Origin of the sequence: Pseudomonas lactis (assembly GCF_001439845.1) — a bacterium.
Taxonomy (GTDB): domain Bacteria; phylum Pseudomonadota; class Gammaproteobacteria; order Pseudomonadales; family Pseudomonadaceae; genus Aquipseudomonas; species Aquipseudomonas lactis.
In genome coordinates this window covers 149,669-173,583 of the sequence record NZ_JYLO01000012.1, presented here as the reverse complement: position 1 = coordinate 173,583, position 23,915 = coordinate 149,669, and the positions used below count along the sequence as shown (strand labels likewise).

Sequence of the window (23,915 nt, the reverse complement as noted above, 5' to 3'; positions counted from 1 at the left end):
TTTGAGCAAGGTCAAATCTGGGAACAGTCAGACGCAATCAGTTGGCGTGCATTGGACTAGGGAGCTCACACAAAGCATGCACCGGGATGTCCGCTTCGGGCAGTTCACTGCCAATCATGGTGACGAGGCGTGCTCCGATGCAATCGGTGGTCAGATCGAATGCAAGCGGGTGGTCAAGTGGAGTGCAATTTCGCACGGCATTCCAATTGGTATTCCAACTAAAAATTGGAACCAATATTGACTCTATAAATCAATAACTTACCGAGCAGATTCAACTTACCCCGGCCAATCTAGACACCAGAGAAGCCCGCCCAATGCGGATTTCTCTGCATCTGGACGCATGACAGGTGATTATCGATTGATGCGAACTCTCGCAAGGTTCAGCCCCTTTTTCAGCAACCCCCTCTACGGCGTCCTGCCAAACGAAAGCAATGCACGCTCCCCCAGCCCATCGTAAGCCAGACAGCCAACGTTGCCCTGAAACGAATGGGCTTTCAGGTCCGGCTATTGAGCGTGACAACCCATCAAACCGCGAGTAATTATTGTGGACCTAAGCCCCGATAAACGAGGAAACACTCAATGGACGCTTCCACACTGCAATCACTCAAGCTTGGGATTATTTCAGCCACTGGCCTTTCGAGGGATGCCCTGCATATCTATGTAGGCCTGACATTGCTGATCGCTGCCAGCTGCATCACTCGAAAATCCCTGGGCTCCCTCAGCAGTTGGTTGGTGGTGTTGGCGGGGGCGAGCCTCATCGAGTTGTTCGATCTTATGGATGATAAGGCGAGCTTGGGATACTGGCGGTGGGGCGCGAGTCTCCATGACATCGCCAATACACTGTTCTGGCCAACGGTGCTGGTCGTGGCCTGTCGTTTCAGGCTGATTAAATTCTAATCAACGTTGTTGTTCACCTATCGCCATACCCCCGCCCCCACCCGCCAGTTCAACCAGTCAAACCCGCACCTTCACCCCCTCGCGATCCCCCTGAGCCATCACCCTCACCGCAATCGAAGCACCGGCCAACAGCCCAACAATCCCCAGAACCTCAAGACCGGTAGGCAAGCGCTGCTCGGCGATCAGCCCAAAGGCGACTGCAAATATGGTTTCCACTGAAATGAGCTGCCCTGACAAGGCCATCGGTAGCCTCTGGCTGGCAAAATTCCAGGCCCATGCGCCGCCAACGGAGGCAACACAGGCCAGCGCCGCTGCAGCAGCCAGCACCGGCAGGGTTTTGCCCAAGTGCAGGTCCAAATGCGGGTAGGTGTACAGGTCCAATACAAGCCCGAACGGCACGAAAATAACCACGCTCAGACCGGCGCCAACCATCATCAGGCCGGTCCATAGGCCTGCGTGTACCTTGGGGATTTTCGCCAGCATCTTCTGGTTGAGTATGCTGAACATCAGCCAAGTCAGCACCGCACCCACGGCGTAGCTGACCGCGACCAGGTAGGAGGTCAGGTCATTGTCTAACACCCCGACCAAGGTGCCATAGTTTGCCGCGACCAACCCGCAAACCGCCAGGATGATGGGGACAGCGAGGCTGCTCCAGGTGGTGGTGCGCTCGATCATATTGCCCGCGACCGCAATGATGACCGGTGTAGCGCTCAGGAATGCCGGTGCGATGATAGCGCCGCCATTGAGCACGCTGCCCATGATGCAGCCGATGTACACCGCATAGCCAAGCACGCCAAGTAGCCCGGCGTTGAGGATTGAGCGCCTGCTTAAAGCAGGGTCGCCAGGCCAATAGATGCGCAGCATCACCAGGCCGATGCAGCCGGACACGATGAACCGCAGGGTGATGAAGTCAATCGGACCGAACGCGCCCATCATGTAGGGCGATAGAAAATTAAGCGCCCAGCTGAAGGTGGCAAATACCGCAGCTGCCACCCCCAGCGCGTAGGATCTGGTCATTAGCGCTCCTCAGTAGGCAACCTTCAGGGACATCAGATGACAGGCCCACAATACGTGGAAGTGCGTATTTCCTCGCCGTCATTGATGTCGATAAATTGCGAGCCATAGGCGGTCTGGGTCGGCCTGCCCCAGTTGACCCCCATCCCTACGCCGCCACCGCTTTCAGACTCGCCTTCGAACATTGTTTTGTCCAATCGTGAACGCCAATCGAGAAAACGCATGGTCACCGCCAGTCGAGTCGCGAGCGGCCCTGGCAAGAGCGGTTCAGAGCGGTGCCACATCGACTTGGTAAACAGCAGTACGTCGCCCAATGCAAAATCGTCCTGGGTTTTATACGCTTCAAACAGGTCTGTGAGCAGGCTGGGCGTTTGGAACACAGCTCTCAAATGCGCGGAAAAATCCTCCACGGCAACGCCGGCAGCCATTCGTTTGGAAAGCAGGCTGGCCATCTGGAAATTCGCCTTCGCGCTATAGATGTCTTCGGCTAGATAAGCCATGCCCCCGCCTTGGCCTGAATTGTCGATAGGATCCAACGGGATCCACACGCTGAAGGCTGCGTCCTGAGGGCGGATGTACCTGAAACTCAGGGAATCGTAGTGCCAGGCAAAACCCTCTTTATGCGGGGTAAGCTCGAAACTCTGGGACTCGGTCATGATCAGCGGATGCCCGATTAACGTCACCAGGGCCGTCCTGAAAGCGATCGAGGAATAGATGTTTTTCACCGCATCGGTTGTCCCCAGATCGTAGGTCAACCGGCTGAAGGAGTCCCCGTAGGCGGACTTCGACTCCCGTGCAGAGATCACTTTTGAACGGGCCGCCTGCTTCAAGGATTGAACGGCGTGCTCAGATAAGAAGCCTTTGAGTTTGATAAACCCCTGGCGACGAAATGCTTCGATTTCGTCGCTGCTGAGCGAGAGGTGGTTAACAAAAGACAGGTCCTTTTCCTGGGATTGCATCAGCGTGGCCTCCTTTACGCCAGTGTTCGGCCTCAAGCATGCGATAGGTGGGCACTGGCGACCTGAACCCAGACGACTATTTTGCGTACTGAGGCGACATTGGAGGTTGCGTTGCCAGCCGTCGGCGATATTGATAGTGTCAGCTCATGAGTACCTATTGCCTCACCTCGACAACCATCACCACGACCGCCGAAAGCGGAGCGTGCGAGGTGTCGTGAGCCAATAACCAACGAACTTCAAAGGCCCGCCAGCGATGGACAGGGCCTTTTTTTATGCCCTTGTGTCGCTGGCTCACACGCAAGGAGATGCACCCATGTACGCCCTGTTGATACTGGATATCCAAGTCGGACTCATCCACGGCCCGGAAAAACCCTGGCGCTGCAACGAGCTGTTGGAAACTCTCAATACCCTGATGGACAAGGCACGCAGCGCAGGCGCTCCGATTTTTCTCGCTCGCCACATCGGCCCCGCTGGCTCGCCAATCGAATCGGGCAGCCCGCTTACGCTGGTTGCCGAGGAACTGAAGTTGCTGGGTGGGGAAGTGGTGTTCGAAAAGCGTCGGCCTAACGCTTTTGCAATGACTGACCTGGCGGACAATCTGCGCTCCAGCGGCGCCACCGGCGTGGTGGTAACAGGGATGAAAACGCAATACTGCGTCGACAGCACCTGCCGTGCTGCGCGTGACCTTGGCTTCGATGCGGTACTTATCGCCGACGGCCATACCTGTTCTGACACGCCCTTGATGAAAGCCGAGGCCATCGTGGCTCATCACAATGCCACGCTCAATGGGCCGTTCTGCCAGTTGGTTCGGGCTGAGGACTGGAGCTTTTAGCAGAGCCCGAAGACGGGGGGCGCCAACAGGGCCGAGCTTCGGAATTTTCCTGCAAGTTGCTGCGCTGTTGGTGAACTGGTCAAACCCGCCCGTCGCAGATAACCTTCGCCCATCGCCGCAATGGTAGCGCCCGGCTCTACGATGGCTTCCATCTTATCCTTGACGCTCAGGCAGCGACTGAACAAAACTATCTACCAGCTCAGTACAGCGCGCAGGCAATTGTTAGAACCTGCCCAGCAGTCCTGAGCTTTTTTTTGCCCGGAGAAAAGTGAGTGAAGCGAACAGCCGTTCTCATCGATGGTGGTTTTTTCTTTCAGCGCGTGCTGTTCTTCGGGCGAAAGTACTTCCGAGACAGCCTGCTGCCGAACGCGGAACATTTGGCGCAGATCATCAGGAAGCTGGTCAGGCTTCACATTGAGGACGAGCGCTCCGCCCGCCGGGAACTCTACCGAGTCTATTACTACGACTGTCCGCCGCCCTCCAATCAGGTACGTCTCCCACTCATACCACCAGGCCACAAAACGCCAGGACATTTTAATTTCAATACCCATCCGCCCTACCAGTTACGACGTGCCCTTCATGACAATCTCAGGTGCAGCAGGAAAACAGCGCTCAGGCTCGGCGAGCTAGCCAAAAGTGGAGAATGGCGGCTCAACTCCCACTCACTCAAAGCTTTGCTCAATGGCCAAAAGGCTTGGAGCGAGCTCACCAATGCAGACTTTCACTACAACGTGGAGCAAAAAAGCGTAGATACCAAACTGGGCATGGATATCACGACCCTGGCCATGGACCGACTGGTTGACGTCATTGTTTTGGTGGCCGGCGACGCTGATTTCGTACCTGCGGCAAAGCTGGCAAGGATGAAAGGGATCGACTTCGTTCTGGATCCCATGTGGGCCAATACGACCAGCAGTCTTAGCGAGCACGTAGATGGTCTTCGATCCTTCGACATTGTGAAAATGCTCAGGGACATCACCGGTGCCGATGTCACTACGAGTCCGGAATGGTGGGCTATACGACCAGATATGCAGCATCAACGCGATGAGGCCACTGAAATCGCAATTGCGGGTAACTTGGAGGCTGATCCAGGGGTGCATGTTAAAAAGCCATGTCTGGAAACCAAGGACTGAGCTCAAACTCAGTGGTTTCCACTGTGTGGCGAGTCTAGAAGCGGTACGGGGCCGAGCTTCGGAATTTTCCCGCAAGTTGCCGCGCTGTTGGTGAACTAGCGCAAGCCACCTCACAACGCTAACTTCTTTACGTCGCTGATGATCAGCGTCCGGCTTTGACAGGCCGAAAAGTGTAACCTTTCACACCCCGTGATAAGGCGGCATGCTTGCGCATTCCGCTCCGTTCATGGCGGCTGTGCGTGGGGCATCTTCGGGTGCGCCGGGTTCCTACACTTCCGGTCTGTCAACCCGCGTACAGCTGCCACCTATTCCTGTTTGACAGCAGGGGGGAGGCAGCTCCTTAAACAGTGTGGGAGCTTCATCATGAAAAAGATCACCCCCAATCCCCCAACCACCCTCTTCATCCTCGCCGACGACATCCACCCCGAAACCCTACTAATCCAAGCCAGCGAAACCCTCGCCTCTCTCAACGCGATGACCACCGACCTGGCTTTCGAACTTGAAGGCGCGCACCGCCACAAGCTGCTGGCCGCTCAGCAATTGATCGTTCTAGGCGAGTTACTCGTAGAACGGGTCTTGAACACCCAACCATTCACTACCCAAACGCCACAGCCTTAAAACACGAAAACGGGCGAGCTGCCTCAGCGCATCTCGCCCGCTGGCATCCCCTCACACTTCCCATTACCCTGACGGCCTTTATCAGACAACCGGAAGTCAGATACCCGTGCTCAAGCCCTTTGCCGTCATCGCCCTCTCCGTCATGCCCTTACTCGCAACAGCCGCCGATCTGGCCGGGGTTTGGCAAGGTACTTTGGGCAAGTCCGCTATCACCGTGTGTTTCAACGGCGCCGACGGCGAGCATGGCAGTTATTACTACCAGCGCATCCGTACGCCGATTCAACTGACCCAGGCCAACGACAACGCCCCGTGGGTGGAGGAAGGCAACACCGGTTTCTGGGCCCTGCAAAAACCTCAGGGCGATAACCTTTCTGGTGCCTGGAGCAAAACCGATCGCGGCACGCCGCTGCCACTGGCCCTGCGCCGCATTGGCACGGACGGCTGCGGCAGCGATGCCTATAACGCGCCCATGGAAGCCGCGCCGTTGCCGATCAAGACTGAGAAGAAGACTTTCCACAACCACACCTACCAGCTCAAGACCCAAGGCCCCCGCGTCACGCTCAAGCTGGAGGGCGATAGCCCGGCGGTGCAGAAGATCAACCAGCAGCTCGCCGCCCTGGCCGTCAATGACGAAGATCTAACCGACTATTTTTATGAACGGCGTGAATACCTGGTTCGAAACGGCTCGGTCTATACCAGTGAGATCGAGGTTGAGCCTGCCTATTGGTCATCGCAATTTCTCACCGTGCGGTTCTACCGCTGGGCCGCAGGCCAAGGCGCCATGGGCATCAGTTGGGGCCTGCACTCCTGGAACCTGCAAACCGGTGACAGTGTGGACCCATGGGCTTGGCTCGGCGGCCATCAGCAATGGCATGACGCCTATTCCGGCCATTTGAAGCTGCCGGCCGCCTTCAGCACTTGGCTGGCCAAGCAAACCACCACTGACGAGGGCTGCCCGGCGATCACCGATTACTCCAACTTTCACCTGAGCTTCAACACTCAGGGCCTGCAACTCTCGACACCGGCCAATGGTGACGGTTGCGACAACGACTTGGCCTTCACCTGGGAGCAGTTGGAGCCGGTGCTGACCGCACAAGGCAAAGCGGCAGTGCCCAGTTTGAAGCTGCCTTGATCCGCCGGAGAAAAACCCCACGGCCGTTCACCAAAGGTTAAGAATCGCGCTCGTATACTCCCTGACTACCCATGACCGGTCGCCCGATCGGTCTCATGCCCCGGTAGCCAGACTCCATGACGCGCCCCGCTCCCCTGCTGCTCTTGCTTGCTGCTCTGTTGTTCTTCTTCGCCCTCGGCAACCATGAGCTGCAAGGCTCTACCGAAGCCCGGGTGTCCGGGATCGCCATGGCGATGCACCTGGACAATGACTGGGTGGTGCCGCGCCTGTTTCGTGAACCCTTCCTGGAAAAACCGCCCCTGAGCCTGTGGCTGGATGCCGGGGCGATTCGCCTGTTTGGCGCCAGCACCGGGGCGGTGCGCTTGGCGTCGGCGTTTGCCGGGTTGTTCAGTGTGATGCTGTTGTACGGGATGCTGCGTCGGTTCGGGCGGCCGCAGACGCTGGCGTTCAGTGCCGCGTTGATCCTGGCAACCATGGCCAGTTACTGGGGCAATGTGCGGGGTGTGGGTGAGGATTCGTTGCTCAGCCTCGGTGTCACCGCCGCCCTGCTAGGGTTTTACCAGGCGGTACGGCCCGAGCGTGAAGGTTCGAGTACCTGGGCCTGGGCGTTATTTACCGCCGGGATGGTCATCGCCACGTTGAGCAAGGGCGTGTTGGGGCTGGCGATGCCGGGCATTGTGATTTTTGTGTACCTGCTCAGCACTAGCCTGATGGATAAGCGCCTGCGGCTAGGCGATTGGCTCAAGCCGGCGCTGTTCACGTTGTTGGCGTTGGTGCCGCTGCTGATCTGGCTGGGGTTTCTGTTTCAGCGCGGTGGGATGCAGGCGGTGGGTGAAGTGTTATGGACCAATAGCGTCGGGCGCTTCAGTGGTTCGTTCGTAGAAGCCGGGCACTACGAGCCGTTTTACTATTACCTCGCGAAACTGCCCGAGGCCTTCCTGCCCTGGAACATCCTGGTGTACCTGGGCCTGTGGCACTTCCGCAAAAGCCTGGTGCGCAACCGCTACCGGTTGTTTTTCAGTGTGTGGCTGGTGGCGCAGTTCACCCTGCTGACCCTGGCGTCCAGCAAACGCACGGTGTATTTGATGGCGCTGACGCCAGCCGCGGCGGTACTGGCCGCCGAATATGCGCGGGTGTTGCTGGAGTGGGCCAAGGACCATAAGCCGGGGCTGTACCGTTATCATCGGCGCATTATTGGCGGGGTTTTCAGCCTGGCCATCGCCTGCTACCTGAGCGCGGCCTTCTGGTTTGCGCCCAAAGCCGACGTACGCCACTCATTCGTACCGGTGATGAGTCAGATCCAGACCCTGCAAGACGAAGGCAGGACGGTGGCGATGTATCAACCCAACGAGCGCATCGACGGCGCCAGCGTGTTCTACCTGCAAGCCTACTTGCCGATCCTGAACACCGAAGCCGAACTGCGCGCCTTCCTGAGCGCCAAGCCCGGCAACGTGGCGTTGACGGACCACACCGACCGGCTGAAAGCGCCGGTTACGGTGATCAAGCAGATGGCAGTCAACCGCCAGCCTTACTACTTCGTGGAGCAGTAAGGCCAGCGCGTGGCCTTAATGCTTGGTGAGCTTGTCCAGGTAGCCCATGGCAAACGCCGAGACCACGAACGTCATGTGGATGATCACGTACCACATCAGGTGCTCTGGATCGACGTTCTTGGCGTCCATGAAGATGCGCAGCAGGTGGATGGAGGAAATCGCCACGATGGACGCCGCCACTTTCATCTTCAGCGACGAAGAGTCCATGGTGCCTAGCCAGTTGAGCTTTTCCTTGTTCTCGTCGATATCCAGCTGCGAGACGAAGTTCTCGTAGCCGGAAATCATCACCATCACCAGCAAGCCGCCGACCAGGGCCATGTCGATCAACGACAGCAGCAGCAGGATCACTTCGGCTTCCAACATGGTGAAGATGTTGGGAATTACGTGAATGATTTCCTGGAAGAATTTCAGCGCCAGGACCAGCAAGCCCAGGGACAGGCCCAGGTAGATCGGCGCCAGCAGCCAACGCGAGGCGTACATCGTATTTTCGATAAAGCGTTCCATTGAATCTCACACAGCTTGGCTAAAAATGGCGCCGAGTATACCAGCCGCCACCTAGCCCCTGTCACCGCGAGAAAACTGACCCAAGTGGCATCTGTAGGAGAATTTTTCTGCTAGTGTCGAGACCATTCACTCGGCTCGATGATGTCGGACAGGAAGACTCAGATGATGGATGTGCGATCCCCTTTGGCCGCTCTCGGCCTGTGCGCGGCGTTGCTGATGGCCAGCGGCTGCTCCCCCAAAGAAGAGCAGAAGCAGGCGACCCTCGAAGAGAAAACCACCAAGTTCGAACAGTCCCTGGACAGCATCCAGGACCCTAAACTGCGCGATGCCATTGCGGACCTGGGCGGCTCGCTGCTGTTGCTGGAGCGCGCGCGCGTCAAGCTCGCCAGCAAGCCCATCGAAGCCGAATACGGCGAAGACAGCCTGGCCCTGCTCAAGCATTACCCTACGCCCCAAGCGCTGGTGGACACCTACATCAATGGCCTGTTCGTACTGCGCAAAACCTCGCACTCCGACTATCTGACGGATTTGCAGCCGGTCTTCCCGTTCAACTTCAACGCCCCGGACCAGTTCCCCTTCCCCCATGGCCTGGAATGGCAGTCGGTCACCCTGAGCAACAATAAAGTCATTCCCTTCCAACCGGAATGGTCCGAAACCGACCCCGGCATTCAACTGAGCCCCAGCAGCTCCAACCTGACCAACCCCGACGACCTGACGGTAACCTACCCGTTTATCGAAGGCATCGAGACGGAAAACAAGAGCCAACCCCAACCCATCAGCCTCAAGGGCGCGGTGGAGGTGATCACCCCGGGCAAGGTGCTGACGTTCGACCTGACCAAACAAGACGTGGGCCATAAACGCACCGACGGCAACATCACCCTCAACCTGCTGACGCTGGAAAAGAACTACGCCGAGATCGAACTGACCAACAGCCAGCCCCTGGCCGCCGAAGTGGGCGATGCGTCACCCAACCCGCTGCTGGTGCAGGCACGGGACAGCACCGGGCAGTTTCTGACCCGCTCAGGCTCGATCAACGAGAGTGCCGCGCAGGTGGCGTTCTATGAGAAACAACTGGCCGAGATGCAAAAACAAACCGCGTGGTCCGATGCCTTCGATAAACAGCTGACCGACGCGCAAAAAGCCTTCGAGCGCCAGCAGACCAGCCATTACGCCAAGGTGTATTTCAACGGGCTGATCGATAACCTGCAGGTCAATGTGCTGGATTTCTCCAAGGCCACGCTCACCCGTAAAGACCTGGACCTGCCGGTGATGCGCTTTGACAGGAACAGCCTGCAAAAGACCGTGCAGGCCCTACCAATGCCGGTCACGGTGTATGACGACGGCGCCGCCAGTTGGCTCAAAGATGCGTCGATGACGGAGGAGCAACTGAAAAACAGCGTCACCCTCAGCCAATCGACCGAAGACGCCAGTGCCGCAAAAATCGTGTTCGACCACCCGTTCACCTTCAACGACGACCTGGTAGGTGCCGAGCGCAACAACAGTGACGCGCCTATCACCTTTTTCACCGCCGATGACAAGGGCGAACGAGGCGAGCCCATCGAGTTGCCGACCGAAGCCTTTGAGCTGAATGCCGCCAGCGGCACGCTGACGTACGACCTCAACCTGTTCCCGGAAACCCCGGCGTATGTGGTGGGCTCGGTACCGTTGTTTTTGGCCACCATCGAGAAAGCCACAATCGACGCCGCCAAGCTGCCCAAGGGCCTGTCGCTCAAGGACAACGCGCTGATCGTCGACCAGAAGGACTTCCCCGCCGACAGCTGGCGTTTCTACGCCAAGGATGCCAGCGGCAATTACCTCAAGGAGATCCTCGGCGTCAGCCACCGCGCCGAGGAATACGGCACGGCGATGTTTGACGTGCATTACTTCTACGGCCAGCCGACCACGCTGGAAAGTTACCAGCGCACCGACCTCAGCACCGTGCAATACGGCTTTGAGGTCAAGCTGGACAAGCCTGAGAGCAAATAACCGGCGCTACAGGGCCAGCCGCTCCTGACCGCCGTTGAGTTGGCGCAAATGGGCTTGCAGGTGCAGGCACCAGATCTGCGGCTCGTCCATTTGCTCGTAGCCGTGCAAGGTCAGGCTATCGACGATGGTGCCCAGCATGCGTTCTGCCACGAAAGGCCCATGGAACGGGCCCTGGGATTTGACGGTGGATGGCTGTTCGCCCGACATGCCGGCGGCAAATAGCAGCGTCCACATCCCGTTATCCCCGGCCAGAGGGCGAATGGAGCATTCGATACGGGTGACCAGGCCCAGGCACTGGCGGGTAAGGCAAAGGTTGCGCGACATGGCGGCGACCCTCGGTAGATCGGTGTTCAGCCCCAGCGCACGGCGAGGCTGTTTCTATCCTGCGACTCCTGTGGATATCCCTGACTCTGAGAATAGAATAAAAACGCGACAAACCAAGGTTGTAGAGACCAACGGGCGTTGGTCCCAGGCGAGAGTCAATTTTGTGGCAGGTTTAATAGGTCAATGTGGGAGCGGGCTTGCTCGCGAATGCGCTGGTTCAGTCACAGATGCAGTGATTGACACTCCGCATTCGCGAGCAAGCCCGCTCCCACAGTTTTGATCCCGTTTCGCCTTGGCTATCAGGTCGGCTTGGCTTCTGCCAACGCCTGCTGCGCCAGCTCTTTTTCCGCCTCCTTCAAATCCTCCTCACTGATCATCTCGGCAATTGCCCGCAAGCGCTCCACCACCCGCGCATTCACGGTGCCTTCCGGGAACTGCCCCTCGGCGTCCGGCTCGCCGGCATCCTCGCCCACCAGCAGGCTCAAGGCCTCATCGGCCTGGCGCACCGCATAGATATGGAATTGCCCGGCACGCACGGCCTGCAACACCTTCTCGTCGAGCATCAGCGTGGCGACGTTGGCCTGAGGGATGATCGCCCCCTGCTCACCGGTCAACCCGCGGGCTTCGCAGAGGCGGAAGAAGCCTTCGATCTTCTCGTTGACCCCGCCCACCGCCTGCACTTCACCAAACTGGTTGATCGAGCCGGTGATGGCAAAGCATTGCTTGAGCGGCGTCTTCGACAAGGCCGAAATCAAGGTGCACGCCTCGCCCAGGGACGCACTGTCGCCGTCCACATAGCCGTAGGACTGCTCCAGGGCGATACTCGCGGAAATCGCCAACGGAAATTCCTGGGCATAGCGGCTGCCCAGGTAACCGGTGAGGATCATCACGCCCTTGGAGTGGATCGGCTGGCCGAGGTTAACTTCGCGCTCGATGTCGACAATGCCGCTGCCGCCCGGGTACACCGTGGCGGAAATCCGCGCCGGCACGCCGAATGCCGAGTCGCCCACTTCCAGCACCGTCAACCCGTTGCACTTGCCCACAGCGGCGCCGGCGGTGTCGATCAGGATGACGCCAGCAAGCATGTCGTCGAGAATCCGCGCCGACACGCGGCCGGTGCGTGTGGCCTTGGCCTTGAGGGCGCGCTCGATATGCCCGGCATCGGTCATCTCGTCGCCCGCCAGGTGGCGAATGAAGTCCGCCTCGCTCACCAGCTGGAACAAATCACCAATACGCGCCGACAAGCGCCCCTGATGCTCGGCCAGGCGTGCGCTGTAGGTCGCCAGGCGCGCCACCGCGTCGGAGGTGAGCGGCGCCATGCCCTCTTCCGAAGTACGGGTTTTGAGCAACTGGGCGAACTGCTCCAGGCTCTCGTCGACCATGGGGATGTCTTCATCGAAGTCCACCAGTACGCGGAACATCTCCTGGAAGTCCGGGTCGGCGTCTTGCAGGGCGTAATACAACTGGCGCGAGCCGATGATGATCACCTTGACCTGCAAGGGAATCATCTGCGGGTTGAGGGTGACGGTGGCCAGGCGGCCGAGTTCGCCCAGAGGCGATTCCATCTTCAGCTTGCGCGATTGCAGGGAGCGCTTGAGCGCATCCCACACAAAGGGCTCGCTGAGCATTTTTTCGGCTTCCAGGATCAGGAAGCCGCCATTGGCGCGGTGCAAGGCGCCGGGACGCAGCTGGCGATAGGTGGTGTAGAGCGCGCCCTGGTCGGTGCTGTATTCGATACGGCCGAACAGGTTGTCGTAGGTCGGGTGCGGTTCAAACACCACCGGCGCGCCACCGTTGACCGAGTGGCCCACCACCAGGCTCGGGCAGTACTGTTCTTCAAGCAGCTTGCGCGCCTGGGCGTCGGTCTTGGCGTCGTCCACCAATTGCTCCACCACGGTTTTGAGCAGGTACACCTGCATGGCTTGCAGGTAGCCACAGACCCCGGCGTTTTCTGCGTATTTTTCTGACAACGGCGCCAGCAAAGGCTGCAGGGCCAGAGTGATGGTTTCTTCGTTGAACTGGCGCAGTTGGTTGTTGGACTCGCGCTTCCACTGCGGCAGGCTGGCCAGCTCCTCGTTGAGGCGTTCTTCCAGCTCGGAGATATCGGTGTGGAAGCGCTCGCGATCGGCTTCCGGCAGTTGCGAAAACTCGGCTTCGTCCAGCGCCTTGCCGTCGAGCATCGGCGTGAAGGCGATGTTGGAGCTGTCGCGGTACAGCGCCACGTCTTTTTCCAGGGCCAGGCGCTCGATCACGTCCAGCGCCTTGTCGTAGCGCTGGTTGAACGCCCGGTCGATGGCGCTTTTACGCTGTTGATAAGTGGGGTGTTCGAACACCGCCGGGAAGGTGGCGACCAGGTTATCGACCAGGGCGTTGATATCAGCGATAAACGCCGCAGCGGCGCCACCTGGCAATTCCAGGGCGCGGGGCTCGCGGGGCTCATCGAAATTATTCACATAAACCCAGTCCGCCGGGGTTTGCAGGCGCTTGCCTTCGGCTTTCAGGTAGCGTTTGACGAACGAAAAGCGGCCGGTGCCCGGCTCGCCCATGACAAACACGTTGTAACCGGGGCGTGGCATGGCCACGCCGAACTGCAAGGCTTCAACCGCACGTTCCTGGCCAAGCACACCGCGAAAGGGCTCCAAATCATTGGTGGTCGAGAAGCTGAACTGTTCAGCGGAGAAAGGGCGAGTCAGCGCTTCGGGCGCTAGACGCAAGCTGGCAGCAACAGGATCAGGCATCGGGCTTCCTTACATCAGGCGGGGCAGATGGGGCATTCTGGCTCCCGGTTGAGCGCTCTGGCAAGGCGCGCTTTCGGGAAAGCATAGACACGGCACGCGTCCTACAAAAAAATCGCCCGCCACTGAATGTTTATAAAAAAACACGGAACCCTGGGAACGTGCCTAAACTCCAAACTGCGCGGGTTGGACTAATAACTGGCCCCTAGGGTGCGTTGAGCACCTGAACCCTTGTCCATTGGTTTGCACACAAAGAGAACAAAGCTATGAAACGGATCCTTCTTGGTACTCTCTTCACCGTCGTCTCCCTCAATGCAATGGCAGAAGCACCAGGTGGCCCGAACTGCGGTTGGGGCAACATGTTGTTTGAAGGCCAGCGCGGTACTCCGGCCCACTTCCTCGCCTCCACCACCAACGGTACTTCGGGTAACGCCACCTTCGGCATGACCTCGGGCACCAACGGTTGCAGCACCAACAGCGCCCTGACCTACGGCGGCAAGTCCTGGATTGCCATGAATGGCATGATGAACGAGCTGTCCGAAGACATGGCCAAAGGCAACGGCGAAGCGCTGACCACCTACGCGGTGGTACTGGGTGTTGCGCCGGAAGATCGCGATCACTTCGCGGCCGTGACCCACGAGCACTTCCAGCAGATCTTCAGCAAGGCTGACGTGACCGCTGACGACGTGCACAACAACACCATTGCTGTACTGAAAAGCGATGCCCGTCTGGCGAAATACGCAACCCAGGCTTAAGCTCGACCTGCCCGCGCCTTTCGAGGCGCGGGTACTATTTTTGGACCCGCCTCCCCTTTGGGTCTCACTTTTTTGACTTAAGTTGCCCCTATGCTCAAACGCTTTGCCTGGTTGGCACTCTTCGCCTGCGCCCCGCTGTACGCGGCCCCGCACCTTGATGATCAACGTTTGCAGCAACTGGCCAATGATCCGTTCTGGCTGTCGCTGGGGCACTACGAAGCCGGCAAAGTCAGTGGCTGGCGCAGCTATGTCAGCGACAAGAAATTCTTCCTCGCTCCCGATGGCGCACACCATCCGGACGCCGAACTCAAGGCCACCGTGGAGGCGCTGTATGCACCAGCCAGCCTGGGTGAAAAGCACGCCCAATGTGTTTACCCCGCACGTACCCGCTGGCTCAAGGCGCAGTTGCAACTGAACGACCTGCCCGCCCTGGAGTGCAAAGAGTTCACCCAGTGGTTCAAGGACGTCGCACCCCATAGCGCAGTGATGATCTTCCCGGCGGCCTACCTCAACAGCCCGTCGTCGATGTTCGGCCACACCCTGCTGCGCATCGACCAGGCTGACGTGCAAAGCAACAACACCGCCCTGCTCAGCTATGCGATCAACTTCGGCGCCTATATCGAAGGCTCCGACAACAGCATCCTCTATGCCTGGAAGGGCCTGATGGGCGGTTATCCGGGCCTGTTCGCCCTGGTGCCCTATCAGGAGAAACTCTCCGAATACCGCAGCCTCGAAAACCGCGATTTGTGGGAATACCGCCTGAACCTCACCGAGGTCGAGACCAAGCGTATGGTCGAGCACGTGTGGGAGCTCAAGCAGATCCAGTTCGATTACTTCTTCTTCGACGAGAACTGCTCCTACCGCCTGCTGGAACTGCTGCAAGTGGCCCGCCCCGGCCTGCGCCTGACCGAACAGTTCCCGCTCACCGCGATCCCTACCGATACCGTCAAGGCGGTAAAGGACGCAGGTCTGGTCGAAAAGATCGACTATCGCCCCTCCCGTGAACGTGAACTGCTGGAACGCGCCAAGCCACTCGATAGCGATGAGCAACAGTGGGTGCTGAAAATCAGCGACGACCAAAAGCAACTGCAGGAACCGGCATTCAAAGCCCTGCCCCGCGAGCGCCAGGCACTGATTGTGGATGCTGCTTACCGCCTGGGCCGCTACCGCGCCAATGGCCTGGAGCGCGATGCGACACGCTCCCAGCGCAGTTTCGAACTGCTGCGCGCGATCAACCAGAACCCGGCGCCCGACCTGAAGATCACCCCGCCTGGCCTGCCGGAAAACGGCCACGAGTCGCGCACCTGGCAAGCCGGCATCGGCACCCGTGGCGACAAAGCCTTCGGCGAATACGGCCTGCGCATGGCCTACCACGACCTCAACGACAACGCCGAAGGCTTCCCCCTGGGCGCGCAGATCGAAATTTTGCAAATGAAATTGCGCCAGTACGAGGGCAATCACTGGCAACTCCAGCAACTGGACCTGGCCACCATCCGCTCGCTGACGCCACGCAATGCGCTGCTGCAGCCTTGGTCGTGGCAAGTCACCGGCGGCCTGGAACGCGTGCCGGGCAAACACGACGACGAAACCCTCGTGGCCCACGTCAACGGCGGCGCCGGTGGCACCTGGCAACTCTCCGACGACATGCTCGGCTTCGCCCTCGGCACCGTGCGCGTGGAACACAACAACGACTTCAGCGAAGCCATCTCCCCGGCTGCCGGCTTCAACACCGGCGTGCTGTGGAAAAACCCGTTGGGCAACCTGAGCCTGGAAGCCAAGGGCGATTTCTTCACCAACGGCGAAGTGCGGCGCAGCATCAGCCTCAACCAGCAATGGGAACTGTCGCGCAACCTGGGCCTGCGCCTGAGTGCCCAGCGTGAATACAGCCACCTGTCCACGCCAGTCAATGAAGTGATGCTTGAGCTGAAGTGGTACCACTACTGACGCAAGCCTTACAACGATCAAAATGTGGGAGCGGGCTTGCTCGCGAATGCGCAGTGTCAGTCACTGATTGTTTGTCTGACGCACCGCATTCGCGAGCAAGCCCGCTCCCACATTTGGCCCGTGTATAGTCAGCCGTACCGCATCGCACCTCGCCAAAATCAGGAGTTCCATCGACATGACTGTTGCCTGCACCACCCTTGAAGAAGTGCGCGAAAACATCGACCGCCTCGACCAACATATCGTCACATTGCTGGCCGAACGCGGCCACTTCGTTTCCCAAGCCGCACGCTTCAAAAAAGACACCGATGACGTGAAGGCCCCACAACGGGTTGAACAAGTAATCGCCAAGGTGCGGGCATTATCCGAGGTAGTGGGCGCCAACCCTGAGGTCACTGAGCAGGTCTATCGCGCGATGATTGCTGCATTTATTCAACAGGAATTGGCTGAGCATGCCGCGCTCGGAACAGCAGGCTGAAATTAATCAAATTTCTTTGCCTGCATGGAAGTTCTAAGCCCCTCATTAACTCTTTGAAAAACAAGTAGAAAATTTTAGCCATGTTTTGAGCCTTTTACCTGTGAAAACTTATTCCTGATGACCTAGCTTTATGAAGGTTTGCGTCTAGTCTTGGTTGGATATCAAACTGCCATCAACCTAAACACGGATCTGAAAAGGTAAGAGGCTCACTATGGATTTTTTTGAAAAGCTCACCAGTCTGGCAGCAAAGGTTCGATTGCAAGGCCCGGCCATTCAAACAGAAGAGGCTACAAAAAATGCCTTCGTAATGCCTTTTATCAACACGGTGCTGGGCTACGACGTGTTCGATCCACTGGAAGTGATGCCTGAATTTGTTTGTGATGTTGGAACGAAGAAAGGCGAGAAGATCGATTATGCGATCATGAAGGACGGTGAGGTGCAAATACTCATCGAATGCAAAAAGATCGGCGAGTCCCTGAGTATTAATCACGCCTCGCAGCTCTTTCGATACTTTCACGTCACAAGCGCAAGAATTTCCATCCTCACCAACGGTCAGGTCTACAGGTTCTTTACCGACTTGGACGCCCCCAATAAAATGGACGAAAAACCGTTTTTGGAACTGGACTTACTGGATATTGATGAATATTCGGTACCTGAACTGATCAAGCTCACCAAATCAGCGTTCGATGTCGACTCAATCATCAATGCTGCTGGGGAATTAAAATACGTCAGCCAATTGAAAAAGCTCATCGGTACCCAAGTCAGCAAACCAGAAGATGATTTTGTGAAGTTTTTCGCCTCCCGTGTCTACGAGGGCGTAATCACACAAAAGGTTCGCGAGCAATTTTACGAACTGACCCGTAAAGCATTAGCCCAGTTTCTGAATGATCAAATCAACGATCGTCTGAAGTCCGCAATGAGCGGCGTTATTCAACCCTCGCTAGCATCAATACCCGTTACAAACAGCGCGAAGGCAGACGCACAAGACCGAGATGAAACAGAAGATAAAATCCTGACGACGCTGGAAGAGCTGGAGGGTTATCACATTGTCCGGGCCGTTGTACGCTCAGTGGTCGATGCAAAACGAATCGTACAAAGGGATACGCAGAGCTATTTTGGAGTGCTGCTAGATGATAACAACCGTAAGCCGATTTGCCGTCTTCACTTCAATCGCAGCCAGAAATACCTCGGGATATTCGACGAGGAAAAAAATGAAACGCGGCATGCGATTTCGTCCATCGATGAGATTTACGAATACGCCGATCAACTGAAAAAGACAGTGGGTTATTACGACTGACACCTGACAGCAGGCTGGTATTAGCGCAACCCCACACCCTGTACCTATGGCGAGACAGATTGCTCCATCTCCATAGGTACAGCGTCGACTTCGAACGGCGAGTGAACCAAACGCCCTTCTCACCTTTTCTTCACACCGCCCCAACAAATCCCCTTCTAGACTCTCCTTATCAGCCGTAAAACGGCCAGGGAGTACGCCATGTGGCGGTATGCGGTCATGCTGTGCGCGGTGGTGGGGTTGTCGGGTTGCCAGTCAACCCATCAGGAATTACTGGCCAAAGGTTATCCACCGGCCTTCGCCGACGGTTTTGACGACGGTTGCAGCAGCGGGCGCCAGGCCGCTGGGGTGATTACCGGGGAGTTTCGCAAGAATGTGCCGCGCTATCTGAAAGACCGGCCATACGCCGAAGGTTGGGAAGATGGGTTTCGTCAGTGCAAGGCCATGCGCGAGAGCCAGGAACTGCGCGATTACGAGGAAAACCGCAGGGACGACCGCGAACACGATTGGCAGCAGGAAAAAGATCGCGACGCCGCCAAAGCCTATCGCTCACGCTGATCGTGGGAACGATCAGCCCGCGAATGTGGCCCAACTTCCATAGGAAGGAGAACGCCATGAGCCGAGCTTTTGTAAATGAAGACAACGCGGCGGCCCAGGCCGATCAGCCGGTGGAGCGCCAGGTCAGCGAGCAGCCCAACCGCATGACTGCGCAAGGGCTGGCGCAGTTGCAGGCCAAGGTGGCGCATTTACACGCGGAGCACAGCGACGAAGCCGCCAAAGGTGAGCAGGCTGATAAACAGCGCCAGGCTGACCTTGAGCGGGATTTACGCTACTTCAACCAGCGGGTGCAGAGCGCCCAGGTAGTCGTGCCGGCCACGTCCACCGACAAGGTACAGATCGGCAGTTGGGTCACGTTCGCCAACGAGCAGGACGAACAGCAGCGCATCCAGTTGGTCGGTGAAGACCAGGCCGATGCCAACGCGGGCTTGATCAACTGGGGCTCGCCTCTGGGCCGTGCCTTGTTGGGCGCCCAGGTGGGCGACGAGGTGCTGTGGCAGCGCCCCGTCGGCGATCAATTGATCGAAGTGTTACGCGTCGAACCCGAGATTTAAACGATGCCTTGGGCCAGCATCGCGTCAGCCACTTTCACGAAGCCTGCGATGTTGGCGCCCTTGACGTAGTTGATGCGGCCGTTTTCTTCACCGTAATGCACGCAGGCATGGTGGATCGACTGCATGATGTTGTGCAGCTTGCTGTCCACTTCGCCTGCGGTCCACAGCAGGCGCATGGCGTTCTGCGACATTTCCAGGCCGCTCACCGCCACGCCACCGGCATTGGACGCCTTGCCCGGCGCAAACAGGATGCCCGCGTCGATGAAGATATCCACAGCCTCCAAGGTGGTCGGCATGTTCGCGCCTTCGGCCACGCAGAGGCAGCCGTTGCGCAGCAAGGTGCGCGCAGCGTCGGCGTCGAGCTCGTTCTGGGTGGCGCAGGGCAGCGCGATATCGCAGGCCAGTTCCCAAGGCGTCTGGCCTTTGCGGAACTCCAGGCCGAAACGTGTGGCCAGTTCACTGATACGCCCGCGCTGTACATTCTTCAACTCCAGCAGCGCCGACCATTGTTCTTCGGTCAAACCGCTTTCGGCGTACAGGGTGCCTTCGGAGTCCGACAGGGAAATGACCTTGCCGCCCAGGTCCATGACCTTGCGCGCCGCGTACTGCGCCACGTTGCCAGAGCCGGACACCGCCACCCGCTTGCCTTCGACGCGCTGGCCTTGGCGCTTGAGCATTTCCTCGGCGAAATACACACAGCCAAAACCGGTGGCTTCCGGGCGGATCAGGCTGCCGCCGTAGGTCATGCCCTTGCCGGTCAGCACCGAGGTGAATTGATTGCTCAAGCGTTTGTACTGGCCGAACAGAAAGCCGATTTCCCGCGCGCCCACACCGATGTCGCCGGCCGGTACGTCCACGTCCGCACCGATGTGGCGGTACAGCTCGCTCATGAACGCCTGGCAGAAGCGCATCACTTCGGCGTCGCTCTTGCCCTTGGGGTCGAAGTCCGAGCCGCCTTTGCCGCCGCCCATGGGCAGCGAGGTCAGGGAGTTCTTGAAGGTCTGTTCGAAGGCGAGGAATTTCAGCACGCCCAAGTTGACTGAGGGGTGAAAGCGCAAGCCGCCTTTGTAGGGCCCAATGGCGCTGTTCATCTGGATACGGAAACCGCGATTGACCTGGACCTTGCCGTGATCATCCACCCACGACACCCGGAACGTGATCGCGCGCTCCGGCTCGCAGATGCGCTCCAGGATGCCCGAGGTCAGATAGTGCGGGTTGGCTTCAAGAAAGGGCCACAGGCTGCGCAGGACTTCTTCTACAGCCTGGTGGAATTCCGGCTGGTCCGGGTCGCGTTTCTTGAGGCGGGCAAGGAAGGAGTCGACGGATTCGGTCATGAAAAGTCTCGGCAAATTGATTGTTGTTAAACAGAGATTGAGCCGGACTTTATCAATTCGCTTCGCACCGCGACAGGGCAAAATGTCGCCTTTGTGAAATTAAATGGTGCAATAAGTATAAATAACTGCCTTTTTTTGCCCTTAAATGGGGATTTCGCTCTGAGTGTTGCACCAACAGGTAGGCCGTTATCGCAGGCAAGCCAGCTCCCACATGACCGGTGTACTCGATCAAATGTGGGAGCAGGGTACTAGCGCGTACCCGGCACCAGGTCGAGTATCTCGTCGATGCCCAGGCAACGTGGCTCCAGCTCCAGCGTCCTGCCATTGGCGAGTATGCCGACGGCGGTATCGCGCATGGCCAGGTAGGCACTGCGCAACATGTGATTGGCATAAATCACCGCGTTGAAACCTGCTCGCTCCAGCACCTCGAACTTCAGGTGAACATAGCTGGTCGGCACGCAAATCAGCGGCACCTTGGGCCGCTGCCGGCGAAACTGCCGGGCGAACTCCAGGATTTCCAGGCCATCCTGCTTGCGGCTGTGGATCATGATGCCGTCCGCCCCCGCCTCGACATACGCCAGGCACCGCGCCATCGCCTCTTCCATGCCGCGGTCCAGGATCAAGCTTTCACACCGGGCAATCATCATCAGCCCTGAGCCGGTGCGACTCGCACAGCCGGCCTGGAGCTTGGCGCAAAAGGCCTCGATGGACTCCTGCGCCTGGTCGACCTCGATGCCCAAGAGTGAGTTCTTCTTCAGGCCGCACTTGTCTTCGATCACCACCGCCGAGACGCCCGCGCGCTCCAGCATCTTGATATGAATCGCGAAATGTTCGGCCTTGCCGCCGGTATCGGCATCGAAGATCAGCGGCAGCGAACACACATCGAAAATTTCGCGAATCCCCGGCAATCGGTTACTGGGCGAAAGAATTTCGATGTCGGGTAACCCGCGCTGGGTCGAGTCGGTCAGCGAACTCGACCAGATGGCGTCGTACCCCACCGTATGCCCGGGGCTGATTTCCAGCCTGGCGCGCTGCGCGAGCAACGCCGATATCGGGCTATGGGCTTCGAGTACGCGCAGGCAACGGTTGCTATCCAATAGCGCCGACAGAGGGCGTCGGCGCGCTTCGGTATCCATCATAGGGTTCAGGCTCCTTATCAGCGGCACAACGGGGTTATCGGACAGCCTCAATCCCAGGCGGGCTGTTCGCACTTGAGCACCGACGCCATCTTTTGCAGATGCTCACAGGCCCTGGCCACGTACTCCCTAGAGAGCCGTGCGATACGCGCGTAATCCACCGCCTGCCCGGTGGCGCTGGCATACAGCCGCAACGCCTCTGCGGCATGCTTGAAGTGGCGTGCTTCCACGCTGCCGCAATGCACGCTGAGAAAACTCGCGACGCGGCTGGCCTCGCCGGCGCTATAGCCCCGCACATCGCGCAACCACTGTTTCCACAGCGGGGTCATCAGGTTGTATTCGCCGGTATTGAACAACTCCGTCATGGCCATCATTTCCAGCGCTTCGATGAGTTGCGGCGCCAACGGGCGTTTTTCCCCCACCCAACCGGAGAATTCTTTGGTGATCGGGTTGAGGAATTTGTCTTGCAGGCGCCAATCATCGGAGCCGCAGATGGCCGAAGCCATGCGGTAATACAGCTTGGAATGGTGCGGATGCCCATGCATTTCACCCAGCCCGATGTCCTCGACAATGATCTCCCCACAATGGGCCGCCGCTTCGAGCATTTTCAACCGGGCGTCGTCCGCCAAGGATGCCGACTCCTGGAGGATGCGCACGATGATGCTCGACACGGCATGGGCGGCGCCGTCCGGGCTACGCCAGCCACAGAAGAACGTACACAGTGACGACTCGCTCCAATTACTGGAGGTCATGTCGACATAGGTCTCGCAGTACGTGTCCAGCGCGGCGGTCTGACTGTTGAAACCGCTGAGCAGGGCCTGGGCCAGATGTCCGTCCTCGACATCCACCAGCGCCTGGTTCACGTACCCGATAAATTGGCGGCTCAGATTTTCCACGGCTCATATCCTTTTAAGGTGGGGTTAATGCGCAACGATTTCTGACATGAAACGAGCGAAGCGTGTGAGGCCCTCAATCAGCGCTTCACGCTCAACGGCGTAGGAGATGCGGATGCTGTTTTCGTCGCCACAGCCAGAGCCGGGCACCACCGCGATATGGGCCTCGGTCAATAACAGATCGGCCAAGTGGTCGACGTCACGAATAACGGTGCCCAGGTAGCGGCCACCCAACTTGCGGGACACGTCGATAAACAGATAAAACGCCCCTTCCGGCGGGGCGCACCGAATGCCGTCGACATGCCCAAGGCAAGTGCAGGCCGCGAGCAATTGCTGGTCGAGGAAGGCATTGACCTGGCGGGTAAAGTGCGGCGCGTCCGCCATCAGGCTGCCGAGCGCGGCATATTGGGACAGGCTGCTGGGGTTGGACGTCGTATGCCCTTGCAGGTTGTGCATGGCGGCGATAACTGGGGCCGGCGCGCACGCATACCCTACCCGCCAGCCGGTAACCGCGTGGCTCTTGGAAAACGAATCGACCAGTACCGTCTGATGTTTGAGCGGCGCAAACAGCGACACGATGTTGTGATGCTCGTGGGGCGCGCGCACCAGTTTGCGGTAACACTCGTCGAACACCACCCAAAGCCTGTGTGCGAAGGCGAGCCGGGCAATCCCCAGCAGTTCTTCGCGCTGATAAACCGTGCCCGTCGGATTGTTCGGGGTGTTGATCACAATCATCCGGGTGCGCGGGGTCAAGGCCTTCTGGACCGCTGCGCAGGTGAGGCGATAGTCATCCGCAGCCGTGTCGACATAGACGGGGACGCCGCCGGCCAGCTGGATCTGGGTGGGGAAGGTTTCCCAGTACGGCACCGCGACGATGACTTCATCCCCCGGATTGAGCAGCACCATCGCGGTGTTATACAGCGCCTGCTTGGCACCGGCGGTCACCGCTATTTCATCGGCGACGTACTTCACCCCGCAGCGCTGAGTGACCTGCTGCGCCAGCGCGTGGCGAAGCTGGGGCAGGCCGATGGGCGGCGTATAGCGGTTGCGGGCAGTGGCGAGCGCCTCGGCCGCGGCGGCTTGCATGACCGGGCAGGCATCGAAGGACAATTCGCCCGCGGCAAAGTTGACCACATTGACGCCGGCTTCTTTCAAGGCATTGGCTTTGCTGCGCATGCTGGACGTGCCGGGTGCGCTGAGACGTTGCGCACGCTGGGACAACGGCAATGACACGGCAGAGGGCTCACTGTTATTCATTGTTATACCTGCCAGAACACGTTGGAACGTTCGT

General features: G+C 58.6%; 22 protein-coding genes. 13 read left to right on the top strand and 9 right to left on the bottom strand.

The window, feature by feature from the left end:
• The first annotated feature begins 579 nt into the window (after nt 1-579).
• Nucleotides 580-897 carry a hypothetical protein gene (locus tag TX24_RS21770; RefSeq protein WP_057711070.1) on the top strand — a complete coding sequence of 106 codons (318 nt, stop codon included), beginning with the start codon at nt 580-582 and terminating at the stop codon, nt 895-897.
• Between the two features lie 57 nt (nt 898-954).
• On the opposite strand, the gene TX24_RS21765 is transcribed toward TX24_RS21770, so the two are convergent.
• Both TX24_RS21765 and TX24_RS21760 read right to left on the bottom strand, forming a co-directional pair.
• Nucleotides 955-1,914: a DMT family transporter gene (locus tag TX24_RS21765; RefSeq protein WP_057711069.1), complete on the bottom strand. Its 960-nt coding sequence runs from the start codon at nt 1,912-1,914 to the stop codon at nt 955-957.
• A gap of 32 nt (nt 1,915-1,946) precedes the next feature.
• The gene (locus tag TX24_RS21760; RefSeq protein ID WP_057711068.1) at nt 1,947-2,870 is read right to left on the bottom strand and encodes a phytanoyl-CoA dioxygenase family protein; all 924 of its coding nucleotides are present in this window, start codon (nt 2,868-2,870) and stop codon (nt 1,947-1,949) included.
• A 313-nt stretch (nt 2,871-3,183) separates the two neighbouring features.
• Here TX24_RS21760 and TX24_RS21755 point away from each other — a divergent pair, with 313 nt between their 5' ends.
• The 5 genes from TX24_RS21755 to TX24_RS21735 all read left to right on the top strand — a co-directional run bounded on the left by TX24_RS21755 (nt 3,184) and on the right by TX24_RS21735 (nt 8,132).
• Nucleotides 3,184-3,702, top strand: a complete 519-nt coding sequence (locus tag TX24_RS21755; RefSeq protein ID WP_057711067.1) for a cysteine hydrolase family protein — start codon at nt 3,184-3,186, stop codon at nt 3,700-3,702.
• 272 nt (nt 3,703-3,974) lie between these two features.
• Complete coding sequence (locus TX24_RS21750; RefSeq protein WP_057711066.1) at nt 3,975-4,832, top strand: NYN domain-containing protein; 858 nt, start codon at nt 3,975-3,977, stop codon at nt 4,830-4,832.
• A 363-nt stretch (nt 4,833-5,195) separates the two neighbouring features.
• Nucleotides 5,196-5,450, top strand: a complete 255-nt coding sequence (locus TX24_RS21745) for a DUF6124 family protein (RefSeq protein WP_057711065.1) — start codon at nt 5,196-5,198, stop codon at nt 5,448-5,450.
• A 106-nt stretch (nt 5,451-5,556) separates the two neighbouring features.
• A complete protein-coding gene (locus tag TX24_RS21740) occupies nt 5,557-6,582 on the top strand; it encodes a hypothetical protein (protein ID WP_057711064.1) in 1,026 nt (341 codons plus the stop codon).
• A 116-nt stretch (nt 6,583-6,698) separates the two neighbouring features.
• On the top strand, nt 6,699-8,132 hold the full coding sequence (locus tag TX24_RS21735; protein ID WP_044268749.1) for an ArnT family glycosyltransferase: 1,434 nt from the start codon (nt 6,699-6,701) through the stop codon (nt 8,130-8,132).
• Nucleotides 8,133-8,147: 15 nt separating this feature from the next.
• Here the strand turns inward: TX24_RS21735 and TX24_RS21730 are convergent, their stop codons facing one another.
• Nucleotides 8,148-8,636, bottom strand: coding sequence for a TIGR00645 family protein (locus TX24_RS21730; protein ID WP_003194267.1), 489 nt, complete (start codon nt 8,634-8,636; stop codon nt 8,148-8,150).
• Nucleotides 8,637-8,798: 162 nt separating this feature from the next.
• On the opposite strand from TX24_RS21730, the gene TX24_RS21725 reads away from it, so the two are divergent.
• Entirely contained in the window at nt 8,799-10,622 is a 1,824-nt protein-coding gene (locus TX24_RS21725) for a hypothetical protein (protein ID WP_082628845.1), read from the top strand.
• Nucleotides 10,623-10,628: 6 nt separating this feature from the next.
• Here the strand turns inward: TX24_RS21725 and TX24_RS21720 are convergent, their stop codons facing one another.
• Entirely contained in the window at nt 10,629-10,946 is a 318-nt protein-coding gene (locus TX24_RS21720) for a PA4575 family protein (protein ID WP_003194269.1), read from the bottom strand.
• Between the two features lie 299 nt (nt 10,947-11,245).
• Complete coding sequence (locus TX24_RS21715) at nt 11,246-13,684, bottom strand: Lon protease family protein (RefSeq protein ID WP_003194272.1); 2,439 nt, start codon at nt 13,682-13,684, stop codon at nt 11,246-11,248.
• 263 nt (nt 13,685-13,947) lie between these two features.
• Here TX24_RS21715 and TX24_RS21710 point away from each other — a divergent pair, with 263 nt between their 5' ends.
• From TX24_RS21710 to TX24_RS21685, 6 genes are all read left to right on the top strand, one after another.
• Nucleotides 13,948-14,436, top strand: coding sequence for a DUF3015 domain-containing protein (locus TX24_RS21710; protein WP_003194274.1), 489 nt, complete (start codon nt 13,948-13,950; stop codon nt 14,434-14,436).
• A 90-nt stretch (nt 14,437-14,526) separates the two neighbouring features.
• On the top strand, nt 14,527-16,380 hold the full coding sequence (locus TX24_RS21705; RefSeq protein ID WP_047711821.1) for an Lnb N-terminal periplasmic domain-containing protein: 1,854 nt from the start codon (nt 14,527-14,529) through the stop codon (nt 16,378-16,380).
• Nucleotides 16,381-16,555: 175 nt separating this feature from the next.
• Nucleotides 16,556-16,855, top strand: a complete 300-nt coding sequence (locus tag TX24_RS21700; protein WP_044268754.1) for a chorismate mutase — start codon at nt 16,556-16,558, stop codon at nt 16,853-16,855.
• Nucleotides 16,856-17,066: 211 nt separating this feature from the next.
• Nucleotides 17,067-18,152 carry a type I restriction endonuclease gene (locus tag TX24_RS21695; protein WP_057711063.1) on the top strand — a complete coding sequence of 362 codons (1,086 nt, stop codon included), beginning with the start codon at nt 17,067-17,069 and terminating at the stop codon, nt 18,150-18,152.
• 198 nt (nt 18,153-18,350) lie between these two features.
• A complete protein-coding gene (locus TX24_RS21690; RefSeq protein ID WP_032895244.1) occupies nt 18,351-18,707 on the top strand; it encodes a hypothetical protein in 357 nt (118 codons plus the stop codon).
• Nucleotides 18,708-18,763: 56 nt separating this feature from the next.
• Entirely contained in the window at nt 18,764-19,261 is a 498-nt protein-coding gene (locus TX24_RS21685) for a GreA/GreB family elongation factor (RefSeq protein WP_047711823.1), read from the top strand.
• Here TX24_RS21685 and gdhA read toward each other — a convergent pair.
• The 4 genes from gdhA to TX24_RS21665 form a co-directional block, all read right to left on the bottom strand.
• Nucleotides 19,258-20,595: an NADP-specific glutamate dehydrogenase gene (gdhA, locus tag TX24_RS21680; protein ID WP_032895242.1), complete on the bottom strand. Its 1,338-nt coding sequence runs from the start codon at nt 20,593-20,595 to the stop codon at nt 19,258-19,260. The two genes, TX24_RS21685 and gdhA, sit on opposite strands and share 4 nt — an antisense overlap.
• Nucleotides 20,596-20,843: 248 nt before the next feature.
• Nucleotides 20,844-21,734, bottom strand: coding sequence for a phosphoenolpyruvate mutase (gene aepX, locus TX24_RS21675; protein ID WP_044268765.1), 891 nt, complete (start codon nt 21,732-21,734; stop codon nt 20,844-20,846).
• A 47-nt stretch (nt 21,735-21,781) separates the two neighbouring features.
• Nucleotides 21,782-22,627: a hypothetical protein gene (locus tag TX24_RS21670; protein ID WP_057711062.1), complete on the bottom strand. Its 846-nt coding sequence runs from the start codon at nt 22,625-22,627 to the stop codon at nt 21,782-21,784.
• 24 nt (nt 22,628-22,651) lie between these two features.
• Entirely contained in the window at nt 22,652-23,881 is a 1,230-nt protein-coding gene (locus tag TX24_RS21665) for a pyridoxal phosphate-dependent aminotransferase (protein WP_057711061.1), read from the bottom strand.
• Between the last annotated feature and the right edge of the window lie 34 nt (nt 23,882-23,915).